The 12,903-nt window shown below is 60.4% G+C and carries 13 protein-coding genes and 2 pseudogenes; 3 read left to right on the top strand and 12 right to left on the bottom strand.

Annotation, left to right across the window (positions count from 1 at the left end):
* Window positions 1–76: 76 nt before the first annotated feature.
* Window positions 77–1,045, bottom strand: coding sequence for a helix-turn-helix domain-containing protein (locus JF545_RS10685; protein ID WP_206941959.1), 969 nt, complete (start codon window positions 1,043–1,045; stop codon window positions 77–79).
* A 250-nt stretch (window positions 1,046–1,295) separates the two neighbouring features.
* On the opposite strand from JF545_RS10685, the pseudogene JF545_RS10680 reads away from it, so the two are divergent.
* Window positions 1,296–1,736, top strand: a pseudogene (locus JF545_RS10680) (IS30 family transposase); the annotation flags it as partial.
* Window positions 1,737–2,272: 536 nt separating this feature from the next.
* On the opposite strand, the gene JF545_RS10675 reads toward JF545_RS10680, so the two are convergent.
* The 7 genes from JF545_RS10675 to JF545_RS10645 form a co-directional block, all read right to left on the bottom strand.
* A complete protein-coding gene (locus JF545_RS10675) occupies window positions 2,273–2,731 on the bottom strand; it encodes a c-type cytochrome (RefSeq protein ID WP_035414159.1) in 459 nt (152 codons plus the stop codon).
* Entirely contained in the window at window positions 2,724–3,536 is an 813-nt protein-coding gene (locus tag JF545_RS10670; RefSeq protein WP_242520795.1) for a WD40/YVTN/BNR-like repeat-containing protein, read from the bottom strand. The genes JF545_RS10675 and JF545_RS10670 overlap by 8 nt, the downstream gene beginning before the upstream one ends.
* A 77-nt stretch (window positions 3,537–3,613) precedes the next feature.
* Window positions 3,614–4,357: a cytochrome c biogenesis CcdA family protein gene (locus tag JF545_RS10665; protein WP_181248616.1), complete on the bottom strand. Its 744-nt coding sequence runs from the start codon at window positions 4,355–4,357 to the stop codon at window positions 3,614–3,616.
* Window positions 4,358–4,754: 397 nt separating this feature from the next.
* On the bottom strand, window positions 4,755–5,318 hold the full coding sequence (locus JF545_RS10660; RefSeq protein WP_071211088.1) for a TlpA family protein disulfide reductase: 564 nt from the start codon (window positions 5,316–5,318) through the stop codon (window positions 4,755–4,757).
* A 15-nt stretch (window positions 5,319–5,333) separates the two neighbouring features.
* Entirely contained in the window at window positions 5,334–5,774 is a 441-nt protein-coding gene (locus JF545_RS10655) for a DUF411 domain-containing protein (RefSeq protein ID WP_206941958.1), read from the bottom strand.
* 64 nt (window positions 5,775–5,838) lie between these two features.
* Window positions 5,839–6,534 (bottom strand): SCO family protein, encoded by a 696-nt coding sequence (locus JF545_RS10650; protein ID WP_231498566.1) that lies wholly within the window; start codon window positions 6,532–6,534, stop codon window positions 5,839–5,841.
* Window positions 6,535–6,607: 73 nt separating this feature from the next.
* Complete coding sequence (locus JF545_RS10645; RefSeq protein ID WP_035414167.1) at window positions 6,608–6,853, bottom strand: hypothetical protein; 246 nt, start codon at window positions 6,851–6,853, stop codon at window positions 6,608–6,610.
* A gap of 257 nt (window positions 6,854–7,110) precedes the next feature.
* On the opposite strand from JF545_RS10645, the gene JF545_RS10640 reads away from it, so the two are divergent.
* The gene (locus JF545_RS10640; RefSeq protein WP_081919054.1) at window positions 7,111–7,542 is read left to right on the top strand and encodes a MerR family transcriptional regulator; all 432 of its coding nucleotides are present in this window, start codon (window positions 7,111–7,113) and stop codon (window positions 7,540–7,542) included.
* Here JF545_RS10640 and JF545_RS10635 read toward each other — a convergent pair.
* From JF545_RS10635 to JF545_RS10620, 4 genes are all read right to left on the bottom strand, one after another.
* On the bottom strand, window positions 7,536–8,267 hold the full coding sequence (locus JF545_RS10635) for a sulfite exporter TauE/SafE family protein (protein ID WP_035470139.1): 732 nt from the start codon (window positions 8,265–8,267) through the stop codon (window positions 7,536–7,538). The genes JF545_RS10640 and JF545_RS10635 overlap by 7 nt on opposite strands.
* Window positions 8,268–8,807, bottom strand: coding sequence for a protein-disulfide reductase DsbD domain-containing protein (locus JF545_RS10630; RefSeq protein WP_035470142.1), 540 nt, complete (start codon window positions 8,805–8,807; stop codon window positions 8,268–8,270). It abuts the gene before it with no gap.
* A complete protein-coding gene (gene lgt / locus JF545_RS10625) occupies window positions 8,804–9,616 on the bottom strand; it encodes a prolipoprotein diacylglyceryl transferase (RefSeq protein WP_035414172.1) in 813 nt (270 codons plus the stop codon). The genes JF545_RS10630 and lgt overlap by 4 nt, the downstream gene beginning before the upstream one ends.
* 68 nt (window positions 9,617–9,684) lie before the next feature.
* Entirely contained in the window at window positions 9,685–10,212 is a 528-nt protein-coding gene (locus JF545_RS10620) for a DsbE family thiol:disulfide interchange protein (protein WP_035414173.1), read from the bottom strand.
* A 16-nt stretch (window positions 10,213–10,228) separates the two neighbouring features.
* On the opposite strand from JF545_RS10620, the pseudogene JF545_RS10615 reads away from it, so the two are divergent.
* A pseudogene (locus tag JF545_RS10615) lies at window positions 10,229–12,865 on the top strand (heavy metal translocating P-type ATPase).
* The last annotated feature ends 38 nt before the right edge of the window (window positions 12,866–12,903 follow it).

The raw sequence follows: 12,903 nt of genomic DNA, 5'->3' as shown, positions 1-12,903 counted from the left end.
TGCGCCGGGGCGCAAAAGCTTTGCGTCGGGGTCGCCGGTGTTTCGTTTGTCACAAGAGGTCGCGACGTGGCTCGGGCTAGCAAGGCAGCCGATGACGTCTCCGGTAGGCTCGTGGGGTCAGGCCGACATCACGCTTGAAGGCGGTGGCGAAGTTGGCCGCATGCTCGTAGCCCAGGGCATCGGCGACCTGAGCGATGGTCAGGGCCCCATCGTCGAGTAGCCGCTGCGCCTCGCGCAGACGTGCTTGGCGCAGGCAGTCGGAGAGCGTCTGGCCGTGGTACTCCTTGAAGCGCTGCTTCAGTCGGCGCTCACTCATGCCGATGCGACGCCCCAGTTCGGCGAAGCCTGGCGGCCGGGCCAGGTCGTCGAGGAGCAGTCGCCGTGCCTTTTCCAGGGCCAGCCGGTCTCCTGCAAGTAGTGTCGGCGTCGGAACCGGCTGGGTATGTGAGGCCAGCAACAGGCACAGGAACTCGCCGCTCTTAGCCCGCAGATAGCTGGTGAGCAGAGGCTCGCCGACCGGCGGGTGGAGGATATCGCGCAGGCAGCGGTGGAGGGCCGATGTCAGGACCAGGCAACCGTTGCTGCTGCCGAGCCGCACCAGGAAGGCGAATTCCTTGGAAGCGAGATGGGTAAGGGAGCGGCGCAGGTAGTCGGGAGAAAGGTTCAGCTCCACCATCAGGTAGCGGCCTGGCCTAGGGCAGTGATCGACGAAGAGGGCGTCATCACGCCTGTAGTTGCACATCATTTGGCCGGCGTTGAGTTCGAAGGCCCCGCCCTCTGGTGCTTCCAGAGTGGTGCGTCCTTCTAGCATGGCGGCCAGGCTGAGGTAGCCGCCGGAAATGCGGGCCGGGCTGGAGCCGTCGGCTTGTTCCAGGTCGAGGGTGCGCAGCCAGCAGCCGGGGGCAAGGCGATGGTAAGCCTCCCAGCCGCGGCCTAACGGGCGCTCCCAGCGTAGCCGAAAGGTCGGATGCTGTTGGCTTAGAGGAAACCAGTCGGTGCTGCTCCGGCAATCGAACTCCGGGGTCGTCGTCGGTAGGGTCGTCATTATTGTTGGATAACCTAGTTGAGGTGCCGAGCCTGCGAGGTACGGGTCTCTTAAGTGAAAGATAGTTCTCCCTGGCTATCTCAAATATATCCTGATTGGGGTATGTCGGGGGCTTGCGCAGCACTCGTAAGGTCACTGGAGTGACGAACAAGGCGGTCTCAATAAGCAAGTGCAATACCTGGCCGAATAGGTTCGCTATCGCTATGACTTGTTGCGAGCCTTCGGCACGGGAACGGCAAGCGGCGTGCACTCAACCGTGGGCATGTTGGTCGAGCACGTGACACGGTACTTCATCCAGGGAAAAATGGACGGTGTCACCGCGACGAATGCCGTGATTGGCTTCGGCAACAAAGTGAATCGTGCTCCACGCTCACTTCGGCAATCGATGACCTACGACCAAGAGCATGAGACGGCCAAGCATTCGGAGATGACCCCGCGTACCGATACGGCTATTTACTTCGCCGATCCACATAGCCCATGGCGACTCGGGTCGAACGAGAATACCAATGGTCTGCTTCGACAGTATTTTCCTAAGGGAACAGACCTATCGACCTACACCCAAGAAGAACTTGATGAGATCGCAGACTCACTCAACACCTAGCCTAGAGAGACATTAAACGCTAGGACGCCTCTGGAGGTATACGCGGAGGTTCTCCAGAAGTCAGTGCCCGAGTGCCCGACACTCCAATAGTGTTGCGCTTGTAGTTTGAAACCGCCCACCCAACACCATCACTCAATATTCTGAATCTGAAGATGTAATTTGATGTATTTTTTATTTATAAAACAGTTGGTTAGTTTTATTTTATGCATAGTTTTTTTATTTGTTCCTACCCATCTTACTCCCCATCTGGTAGGAGAGAGACAGTCCTAGCTGAGAGCAAATGCAAACCTACCACAATCAGCTCAAGGTGACGCTCTCGCAGGGGGCTTCGTGCGTGCGATGAAATGTCCACCACCTCTGGGCTGGTATTGAGAGTAATGTCAGCAGCGTAGTGGTGAAAATGCCGCTACTGACCTTGGGGGCGTGCATGATGTCCTGTTCAAGGCTTCCCAGACACCGTTCGCTGCGGGGAACCTTCTTCTTGTTCTGTTGCTGAGCCTGAGCGACAGAAATCTGCTTCATCGGTTGGCTTTGGTCAGACAGTGGCAAGAAAGCCAGGTTTTACCCTGCGGTTGACTCTCCGTCAGCTGCGGAGGTGTTTACGCAGCGCTTCCCTAGCCCCACAGCTACTCACTCTGCGACGGAAATGGGGCTCCCTCGCTTTCTTCCGCCTGATGACGTCGTTGCTCCGGCGTCCATAACGTCTTGAGATAGTTCACCACGGAGCGGATCTCGGCGGGGGTCAGGACATTCTCGAAGGCCGGCATCGTCAGTCGCTCGGTCTTGTTCCAGGGGTCGCGCCATCCCTCGGCGATGATCCGGTAGAGCATCGCATCGGAGTGTTTCCAGGTATGCCCCTCCGGCCCGTGAGGGGGAGCGGGCAATTCGCCCTGGGCATTCTGGTGCTCCCAGTTCGGCTGGCCCTCGCCCTCGCTGCCGTGGCAGCTGGCACAGTACTGCTGGTAGATCCTTTCTCCCTCTTCCAGCCGAGAGGTATCGCGCGAAGAGGGGCCACCCCCCGCCATGGCCTGCCCGGCGGCACTCATCAGCAGCCACGTTGTGACGAGGATCCAGAGCTTACGCATCGGGGGGTGTCCAGGTTTGGCCCTGATCTTCGCTGCGCATGAGCTCCCCCTCGCGATCCAGGGCATAGAGCGTTCCCTGCGGCGCAAGCGTAAGCGTGACGAACGTCGGGCCATCACCCTTTACTTGCTGCCACTCCTGGCCGCCATTGTCGCTGCGCCACAGGCCTTGCTCCGTGGCCACATAGACGTGTTCGGGATCGTCGAGCTTGTAGGCCAGATCATAGACTCTGCCGGCATCGAGCTCCCCGGTCGGTCGCCAGCCGCAGAAGCAATCCATCGACAGGCGAACCGCATCGTCGGACACCGCATAGAGCCAGCCAGTCTGCATGCTCCCCTCCATATCGGAGTGGATGAGCCGGCGAACGGGTTGGGCAGGACCGCTATCCATCTTCTTCCAGGTCGTGCCGGCATCCTCACTCTGGTAGAGGCCGTCGTCGGCAATCACCACATAGAGTGTCTCGGGCTGATGGCGGTGCACGTCCAAGGCGGTAACGTCCTGGTTAGGCAAGCCATCGTTGAGTTCCTGCCAGGTTTCTCCATGATCGGTGCTGCGCTGCACCCCGATCGAGGGGCCGGCGATATAGAGGGCCTGTTCGGCTGTTGCCGGTTCCGATACCGTTACCAACCGTCCCTCCGCTACTTCGTCGGGCAAGGGAATCATCGTCCAGGCCGCCCCGCCATCCGTGCTTTCGAAAAGCTGGTTGGCCTGTACTTTGAGCAGCCGTTCGCCTGTTTGGTCATAACTCAGCGACGGCAATGCCTCCTCGGCGGCCCCGGCCATACTGACGAAGCTCAGACTGGCCATGACCCAGCTCGTCAGTGACAGGGCACGCCAGAAGCGACCCGTGATTTTGTTCATTGCAATATTTCCTCGAATAATGGCTAGCCGATGCTGCCTAGCGCCGGAAAGGTGCGCAATAACCAATAGGACAGCTCGGTCAGTTTGCCGGTGATCATCAAGATGCCCATCAGGATCATGATCAGCCCGGCCGCCAGATGCATGACTCGGCCCCAGCGGCGCAGGAATGGCTGGTGGTGCAGGAAGCGATCGAGCGACACCGCCGTCAACAGAAAGGGCACCCCCAGGCCCAGCGAATAGATGCCGAGCAACGCCATTCCGCTCGAGGCATTGGCCGTCGAGGCGCTGACGGTCAGAATGGCGCCCAGGATCGGGCCGATGCAGGGGGTCCAGCCGAAGGCGAACGCCACACCTAGGAGGTAGGCCGCACCAGGCCCCCCGCCCGCTTCCTTGAGGCGGCCGATCAACCGCCATTCCCGCTGTAACCAGTGCAGCGGAATGAGCCCGGTCATGAAGGCACCGAACAGGATGACGATGAGACTGCCGACCAGGTTCGCCTCCTGGCGATAGATCAGCAGCAGACGCCCGATGGCCGTGGCACTGGCGCCCAGCATCAGGAATATCGTGGTGAACCCGAGCACGAACCAGATCGACTGGGTTAACACCCGGAGTCGCTCCCGTCGATCCGCTTCCCGTATCTGCCCCAGCGAGCGCCCGGCGACGAAGGAGAGATAGCCAGGCACGAGCGGTAAGACACAGGGCGAAGCGAACGAGATCAGGCCCGCCAGAAAGGCCGTCGCCAGGCCGATATTGGCAAGCTCCAGCATCCTCCCCTATCCCGCGGCTAGGCTTGGAGCTTGGATATGGGCCGCTCGGACGGCACCTGGTGATTCGCCGCTTGGCGATTGGCGGATGTCGTCTCCGTGGGTACCGCGGTAGAGGCTTCCACCCCGGCTTGTGTATCAGTGACTTCGTCCTGGTCGGTCGACTTGTTTGTCTTGTCCTTGCATTTCATCATGCACAGTCCTAATCCGCACATGACAAGGCAAGGCAAGAGGCTCACCAAGAGAGGCGCGAGCCCAAGCAGGACCAACTGATCCCAGCCCATGGCAAGACCACCAGCCACCGCCACAGCGCCCAGCAGCATCCAGCGGCGTGGGCCTGTTACCAGGCCTTTCAGTCCGGCTTTCTCTTGGCCCTTTTGGGGCTTGTCGTCACAGCAACTCATGGCGCGTCCTCCTGGGTGGTTTCTATGGTTTCGGCAAGAAAGTCGATCATTTCAGGGGTATCCCACTCGGCCTCCCCGACCAGGCGTCCGATCTCCCTGCCCTGGCGGTCGAGCAGAAGCGTCGTGGGAATACCCACGGCACTGAGGTTCGCGCTGGCCATGCCGGTTGGATCGACGTAGGGAGCGAGATGCTCGATCCCCACCTCCTGATAGAATTCGTTGACGACCTCGATGCCTTTGCGATCGATCGAGAGTGCGACGACCTCGAAATCTGTCCCACCCAATTCAGCCTGGAGGGCATCCAGGGTGGGCATTTCCTCGCGGCAAGGGCCACACCATGTCGCCCAGATGTTGAGCAGGATCAGCTTTCCTCCGAAGGTGGTCAGCGTCAGCGGAGTACCGTCGCCAGCCTCGAAGCTGATTTCCGACACCTCGCGTGGGCTTTCCCAGAGAAGAAACCCATTCGGCCCCACACGTTTGGGTGGTTCGGCGACGGCCAAAGAAGTGATCATTCCCCACAATGCCACCGCTACCCAACTGGTCCCGATCAGTTGTCTCATCACCAAGGCTCACCTTCAGTGGGTGGCGTAAACTTTAGGGGTATCGGTCGGCTGAAAGGCCAGGGTGTAAACCTCCAGTGGGCCCTGTTTCTCGCCCGACATCCCCGGTGAGCCAAGTGGCATTCCGGGTACGCTCAGGCCTTTGATGAAAGGTTTCTCTTCGAGTACCTGGGTGACGCTTTCCACGGGTACGTGGCCCTCGAAGACATAGTTGTCGATGAGCGTGGTATGGCAACCCTGCAGTTTCTCGGAAACATCGTGTTCGGCTTTCATCTTCGCGAGATCGTGAGTATCGATTGTCTCCACTTCGAACCCGTTTCGTTCGAGATACTTGGCATATTCGGCGCAACAGCCACAGTTGGGGTTCTTGTAGAGGGTTGCCGACGTCTCGGCTGCCAACCCTGTCAGGGGGAAGGTCAATAGAGAAGCGATGGTCAGCGCTTTCCAGTGTTTCATACGCTAAGGCTCCATAGAGTTCACGAGAACGTTCGGCAGCGAGGCCGGCTATACTCTCGCGGCATTAATCGAAGGTGTTGACGACAGTATGGCGAATGCGATCCCACACACCGGTGGATAATGTCTCTGGTCCTTCTGCCAACACCTTTACATAGGAAACTAGGTGCTCCGGATCGAATTTGAGCCCATGAAAGCGGGCCCGTATCCGTCCTGATTGGTCGATGACATGAGTCACAACGCCATGCGCCTGGACGCCCTCGGCCACATCGTCGAATTTCAGACCGTAGGCTTCCGCGACCTGGCGTGTGGTGTCGACAAACTCATTTTCGCTTCGATAAAGAAACCGCCAGTTGGCGGGGTCCAGATCGAAATTTTCACCGTAGGCCCGCATGTTGTTGTGCGTGCCGGCAAAGTCCTCGCTGTCGGTAGCGATGGTGATAAATTCAACATCATCTCGTAGGCCGGTATCGTTGACTCGCTCTTGCACCTCGGCAATCAGGTTCATGTGCACCGGGCAGGCTTCCTGGCAGCGGGTGTAGATAAAATTGAGCACCACGACGCGACCTTCCAGGTCGGAAGATGCCACGATGTTGCCCTCAACACCGGCCAGGGAAAAAGTCGGGGCCGGCTGGTCGACAAACTGGGCGTAGCGTTCCCGCTCTTGCAACTCTGCCTCGGCATCTTCAAGGGAATGAGCAAAGGACGAAGCACTTGCCACCAGCCAGAGAATGGCTAATGGAGCATAGATGCATTTACGCAAATGCTGTTCTCCCCTCGCTCCACTAAAATGTAAATGGCTGCTCCTCTGCGGAGCAGCCCCTGGCGATCTCACGTCAGGCGTTACTGTCGGTTTCATGACCCTGTTGCATTTTATCCATCATGGCATTGCATTTTTCCATCATGGTATTCATGTCACTCATCATCCCCATCATGCCACCTTCTTGCATCATGTCCCCATGCATGCCCTTGCCCTCCATTGGCTCCTGCTGCGGATCTTCCTGTGCAAGGAGCGAGCCGGTCCCGAAGGCACTGGTGGCGATGATAGCGACAGTCAGGACTGCAGTGTGACGTTTCCGCATGACACTCTCCTCGATCTTCTTGGGACTCACCTTTCCACCAGCAAGGCTGATGGCACGGCTTGGCTTTGATTTCCACCCTGCAGCAGCGCTGCTTCTTGGAAAGGTATCCTTGAAGCCTACTTCAAGGTCAAGCCCTTATTTTTTGGCGTTTCCGCGTCATGCGGGCGGCCACCCATTGAGCGCTATAACCAGGCCTTGACCTTTGGGCGGCCTCACGGTTGTAGGCTGACTGAAACTGAGTAGGTAAGGAAAAGGCAATGCGAGTCACTGAACTGGCTCGGGCTGGTGGGGTCACTGCGGAAACGGTACGTCACTACACACGTGAGGGGTTGTTACGACCGCAACGGGACCCGCGCAACGGCTATCAACTCTATGACGAGGAGGCACTGGGTCGCCTGCGCCTCATTGATTGCCTTCGCTCGTTGGGAGTCGGCCTCCCAGAAATCAAGCAGATATTGACCTGGGCGGACCAAGACAGCCCTCCGGTTGTTGATAGGCACACGCCGCTGGCTGAACAAGGGCGCCACATTTGCATGAGGATTCAAGAACTTCAGGCGATAGCGCGATGGCTGGATAGCATCGGCCACGATGATGGTCCCGAGGCCCCTAGCCTGAAGCAACTGATCGAATCGCTGGGATCGGAGCAACCGGCCATCGTCACGGATGGTCCGCGCATTGGCCATCAGTGATGCGACGGCGCCATGCTGGCCATATCGTCCATGCCGGTCATGGAGTGCAGATGCCAGAGTTGCCAGACGGCAAACGCTATGATCAGCAACGCCGCCAGCGTGCGGGTCGCTGGATGGCGAATCCATAGCGAGACGCGGCGGGCTGCCATACCGGTCGCCAGGACGACGGGCAGGGTGCCGAGCCCGAAGGCCCCCATCATCGTCGCGGCGCGTAGCGGCTCGGCCACGGCCAGACTCCAGGCCAGCATTGAATAGATCAGCCCGCAGGGCATCCAGCCCCAGATCGAGCCCAGCGCGAAGGCCTGGGGCACCTTCACGACGGGCATCAAGCCTCGACCAAGCGGTTCGATACGCCGCCACAGCGAGCGACCCAGGGCTTCGACACGTAGCAACCCCTTCCACCAGTTGGCGATATACAGCGCCATCAGAATCAGCATGACCGCCGCCAGGATACGCAGCACCATGGCGATGCCGTCCAGGGCATGGTTGAGCACGGAACCGAGCAGCGCCACCAGGGCACCGGCGAGCATGTAGCTGGTGATGCGGCCCAGGTTGTAGCCGAGCAGGAGGCCCGCCAGGCGGCTCGGCTGCCGCATGCTGGGGGGCACGGCAAAGGTCAGGGCACTCATGATCCCGCCACACATGCCGATGCAGTGCGCCCCTCCGAGCAGGCCGAAGACGAAAGCCGCCGCCAATGGCGGTAGGCTCAGGCCGGTGGGATCCATTCAAGGCGCTCTATTTTCGCTATCCCCAGTACCACGAGGAGGAGAATCGAAGGCTGCCGGAGGCGACCCGTGAAGCGCGTCGAGCTCGACCTGCTCGGGTGGATAGCAAAGTCCCCGATCGGAGCAGCCCTGAAAGGTCACCGTGATGGCCAGCGGCCCGGTAGCGGCATCGCTCGCCTCGATGGGCGCACTAAATACCACCTGGTCATAGAACACCTCGATCTCCCCCAGAGACGCGTGCACCATGGGTTCGCCGGGGGGAATTGCCAGCTCACCGAAGCTGACGTCCGCGTCGCGGCTGTCCAGGGCGAATTGGTGGCGATGGAGGTAATAGTCCTCGGCATTGAGGAAGCCGACATAGAGCCGTTCATCGTCTCGCCAGGCGCTAGCCCGGAAGGCTTCATCGGCCGGCAGGAATTCCCGTTGAGCCGAGTTACTGAAGGTGGAGCCTTTGCCACCGCCCACGGGAAACTCTCCACGGGCCGCTACGGGTGTAGCGACGAACAGCAGCACCAGTAGAAAAGCGAAGGCCGTGTTCATGAGGTCGCCGCCGCCTTCGCCCTATCCACTGGCTGACGCCTCGACCAGATGACCAGGGCCAGCCCCGCAATGAGCATCGGTAAGGTCAACAGTTGCCCCATGGTCAGCCAGCCGAAGGCGATGAACCCCAGTTGGGGGTCGGGCAGGCGCACGAACTCCACGCCGAAGCGGAAGGTGCCATAAAGCACCAGGAACAACCCCGAGATGAGCCCTCGCTGGCGCGGTCGGCGCGACAACCACCACAGCACGGCAAACAGTACTACCCCTTCCAGGGCGAACTCGTAGAGCGCTGAAGGGTGGCGCGGCTCCGGCCCCAGCCCCATCATGGGAGGGAAGACCATCGCCCAAGGGATATCGCTGACCCTTCCCGGCAACTCGTGATTGATGAAGTTGCCGAGGCGCCCGGCACCCAGGCCGATCGGCACTAGCGGGGCGATGAAATCGGTCAACTGAAAGAAGGCCAGGCGGTGCTTGCGGGCAAACAGCCATGCCGCGAGCAACACACCGGCCAGGCCGCCATGAAAGCTCATGCCGCCGTCCCAGATTCTGAAGAGCCACAGTGGGTTGGCCAGCAGTTGCTCGAGCCCGTAGAACAGCGCATAGCCCAGACGACCACCGAGGATGATCCCCATGGCACCGTAAAAGATCAGATCGCCGATATCATCGTGATTCAGGTCCAGGCGGTGGGCACGACGACGCCCCAGCCACCAGGCGGCGACCAGCCCGACTACGTACATCAGGCCGTACCAGTGAATCTGTACTGGCCCCAGAGAAATGGCCACGGGATCAATCTGAGGATATTGCAGCATAAGCCTTCCTTATCTGACCGTTACCGGCCGCGTTATCAATAAAAGTAACTTTCAGCACGCTCGATGACTCATTGCTGCCATTTTTCTATCTCCTGAATAACTTTCTCAACATCCTCGGGAGTGATATAGCCCGTATGCTTATAGCGGATAATGCCCTCGGTATCGACGAGGAAAGTCTCTGGCACACCATAGACACCTAGCTCGAACCCAAGATCGCCATCCGGATCAAAAATATTGACTTCGAAAGGTCGTCCAAAATGGTCAAGAAACTCCAGCCCCTTGGCACGGGTGTCCTTGTAGTTGATGCCAATCAAGCGCACACCACGTTCGGCCAGTGTCAGCAACTGGGGCATCTCTTCCTTACAGGTTGGACACCACTCCGCCCAGACATTGACCAGCGTGACCTCACCCTTGAGGAGGGACTCGTCAACACGGCGTGAGGGGGCTTCCAGAGTTGTCAGGGTAAAGGGTGGGAAATGCTTGGCCAGTAGAGCCGAATCGCGAGCGAAAGGATTCATTTCCAAACCACGATAGAGGAAGAACCCCAGTCCCAGGAAAACCAACAGAGGAATAAGCAGTAACAGTCGCCGTTTCACGTATGCGTCTCACAGGATGTCAGCTGTCATGGTTCATGTATTCCGAGCCCAGACGAGTTTTGCCAGGATCGGCAGGAGCGTGATGCCACTGATCAGAATCAACGCGACCGCGAGGCCGTGGGAGTCGGTAGCTATGAGTATCTCCCCGAACATGACGATCAACTACGCCGTCGGAAGTACGCCAGCCAGCGTGGCAATCAAGAAACGCCACCGACCACGCAACAGAAACCTTTTGTACAATGGAGGGTTCTTCATGGAAAAAGACCCCGTTTGTGGCATGAGCGTCGATCCCGCCTCGACGGAGAGCGTCGAGCATCGCGGTGAGCGTTACTATTTCTGTAGCAAGCAGTGCGACGAGCACTTTCGCGAGGATCCAGGCGCCGTGCTTGCCGCCACCTCGGCGGCTGCGTCGAAGCCCAGTGGCAAGGCCAATTATTTCTGCCCCATGTGTTCTGGCGTAGAGAGCGAGGAGCCGGGGGAGTGTCCCAAGTGCGGCATGGCGCTGGAACCCGTCAAGCCGCAACCGTCGTCGAGGGTCCAGTATACCTGCCCCATGCATCCGGAGGTGCGGCAGGATGAGCCCGGCGACTGCCCCAAGTGTGGCATGGCACTCGAGCTCACCCGCGTTTCCGGAGAGGAACGCAGCTTCGAGTTTCTCGAGATGTTCCGACGCTTCTGGGTGGGCGGCCTGCTGACGCTGCCGGTGTTGTTCGTCGCCATGGGCAGCGTGCTGCCCGGTATCGGCCCTTGGGTGGATGAGGTGCTGCCCGCCGGCAGTGGTCACTGGATCGAACTGATCTTTGCCACGCCCGTGGTGCTATGGGCCGGATGGCCATTCTTCCTGCGTGGTTGGAAGTCCCTCGTCACACGCAACCTCAGCATGTTCACGCTGATCGCCCTCGGTGTGGGGGCGGCCTATGGCTACAGTGTCGTCGCCACGCTCGCCCCTGGGATATTCCCGGCCACTTTCCGTGACGCCGATGGCTCGGTCGGCGTGTATTTCGAGGCGGCGGCGGTGATCGTCGTGCTGATCCTGCTCGGTCAAGTGATCGAGGCCCGCGCCCGCGAGAAGACCGGCAGTGCGCTGCGCGCGATCCTCGATCTCGCGCCGCCGACCGCACGACGCATCGATGCCGAGGGCAATGACGAGGAGGTCTCGCTCGACGAGCTGTGTACCGGTGACCGTCTACGGGTACGCCCCGGTGACAAGGTGCCGGTCGATGGCGAGGTGCTCGAAGGCCACAGCACGCTGGACGAATCGATGGTGACCGGGGAGTCCCTTCCCGTCGAGAAGCGCGAGGGCGACACGGTCATCGGCGGCACCGTGAGTGGTCAGGGCAGCTTCGTCATGCGCGCCGACAAGGTCGGCGAGGACACGGTGCTTTCGCAGATCGCGGAAATGGTGGCCGAAGCGCAGCGTTCGCAGCCGCCCGTTCAGCGGCTTGCCGATGTGGTCGCCGGCTATTTCGTCCCCGCGGTGGTTATCGTGGCGATCCTGGCATTTATTGCCTGAGGGATCTGGGGGCCACCGCCGGCGATGGCCTACGCGGTGATCGCCGCGGTATCGGTGCTGATCATCGCGTGTCCCTGTGCGCTCGGCTTGGCGACGCCGATGTCGATCCAGGTTGGGGTCGGTCGCGGGGCCCGGGCGGGCGTGTTGATCAAGAATGCCGAGGCACTGGAACGTTTCGAGAAAGTCGACACCCTGGTCGTCGACAAGACCGGCACCCTCACAGAGGGTAAACCCCGGGTCGTATCCCTCAAGCCCGTTTCCGGCAGTGATGAAGCGCAGTTGCTGCAACTTGCCGGCAGCCTCGAGCGAGGCAGCGAACATCCGTTGGCCGAGGCCATTGTCAGTGCTGCGCAAGAGCATCATGTCGAGCTGAGCGATGCCAGCGATTTCGAGGCGGTGACCGGCATGGGGGTCACCGGTCGGGTCGAAGGACGCGAGCTTGCGCTTGGCAATGCCCGGCTGCTCGAAACACGTGGTGTGGAGGCGCGGGAATGGACGCAGCGTGCCGAGACGCTGCAAGCCGAAGGGCAAACCGTGATGTTCCTGGTGGCCGATGATCAGGTCATGGGACTCATCGGTGTCGCGGACCCGATCAAGGAAACCACCGCACAGGCGATCCGGACGCTCAAAGAGGATGGCCTGCGCCTGGTTATGCTCACCGGCGACAACCGTACCACCGCCGAAGCCGTGGCGCGCCAACTTGGTATCGACTAAATTGAAGCGGACGTACTGCCGGAAGATAAAGGGCGTATCGTGCGCGAGCATCGCGAGGCCGGGCGCGTGGTCGCCATGGCCGGCGACGGCGTCAATGACGCCCCCGCCCTGGCCGAGGCTGACCTCGGTATCGCCATGGGCACGGGGACCGATGTCGCCATCCAGAGCGCGGGGGTGACTCTGGTGAGAGGGGATCTCTCCGGCATTGTTCGCTCCCGCCATCTCAGTCGCTGGGTGATGCGCAATATCCGCCAGAACCTGTTTTTCGCCTTCGTCTACAACAGCCTGGGGGTGCCTCTGGCCGCCGGGGCGCTGTTTCCGTTCACCGGCTGGCTGCTCAGTCCCATCTACGCCGCCGCCGCGATGAGCCTGAGCTCGGTCTCGGTCATCGCCAACGCACTGCGGCTACGCGCCGCCAAGCTATGAGCCGGGGCCGCCGACAACCATAGAGGAGGGGGAGCATC

The sequence above is a fragment of the Halomonas litopenaei genome, assembly GCF_017303055.1.
In the GTDB taxonomy this organism is placed as follows: domain Bacteria; phylum Pseudomonadota; class Gammaproteobacteria; order Pseudomonadales; family Halomonadaceae; genus Halomonas; species Halomonas litopenaei_A.
This window is presented reverse-complemented; position numbering and strand designations above follow the sequence as displayed.

What these genes read in the sequence shown, in the direction of transcription:
- JF545_RS10685 (WP_206941959.1), bottom strand. Translation starts at nt 1,045, where the DNA reads ATGACGACCCTACCGACGACGACCCCGGAGTTCGATTGCCGGAGCAGC.
- JF545_RS10675 (WP_035414159.1), bottom strand. Translation starts at nt 2,731, where the DNA reads ATGCGTAAGCTCTGGATCCTCGTCACAACGTGGCTGCTGATGAGTGCC.
- JF545_RS10670 (WP_242520795.1), bottom strand. Translation starts at nt 3,536, where the DNA reads ATGGCCAGTCTGAGCTTCGTCAGTATGGCCGGGGCCGCCGAGGAGGCA.
- JF545_RS10665 (WP_181248616.1), bottom strand. Translation starts at nt 4,357, where the DNA reads ATGCTGGAGCTTGCCAATATCGGCCTGGCGACGGCCTTTCTGGCGGGC.
- JF545_RS10660 (WP_071211088.1), bottom strand. Translation starts at nt 5,318, where the DNA reads ATGAGACAACTGATCGGGACCAGTTGGGTAGCGGTGGCATTGTGGGGA.
- JF545_RS10655 (WP_206941958.1), bottom strand. Translation starts at nt 5,774, where the DNA reads ATGAAACACTGGAAAGCGCTGACCATCGCTTCTCTATTGACCTTCCCC.
- JF545_RS10645 (WP_035414167.1), bottom strand. Translation starts at nt 6,853, where the DNA reads ATGCGGAAACGTCACACTGCAGTCCTGACTGTCGCTATCATCGCCACC.
- JF545_RS10640 (WP_081919054.1), top strand. Translation starts at nt 7,111, where the DNA reads ATGCGAGTCACTGAACTGGCTCGGGCTGGTGGGGTCACTGCGGAAACG.
- JF545_RS10635 (WP_035470139.1), bottom strand. Translation starts at nt 8,267, where the DNA reads ATGGATCCCACCGGCCTGAGCCTACCGCCATTGGCGGCGGCTTTCGTC.
- JF545_RS10630 (WP_035470142.1), bottom strand. Translation starts at nt 8,807, where the DNA reads ATGAACACGGCCTTCGCTTTTCTACTGGTGCTGCTGTTCGTCGCTACA.
- lgt (WP_035414172.1), bottom strand. Translation starts at nt 9,616, where the DNA reads ATGCTGCAATATCCTCAGATTGATCCCGTGGCCATTTCTCTGGGGCCA.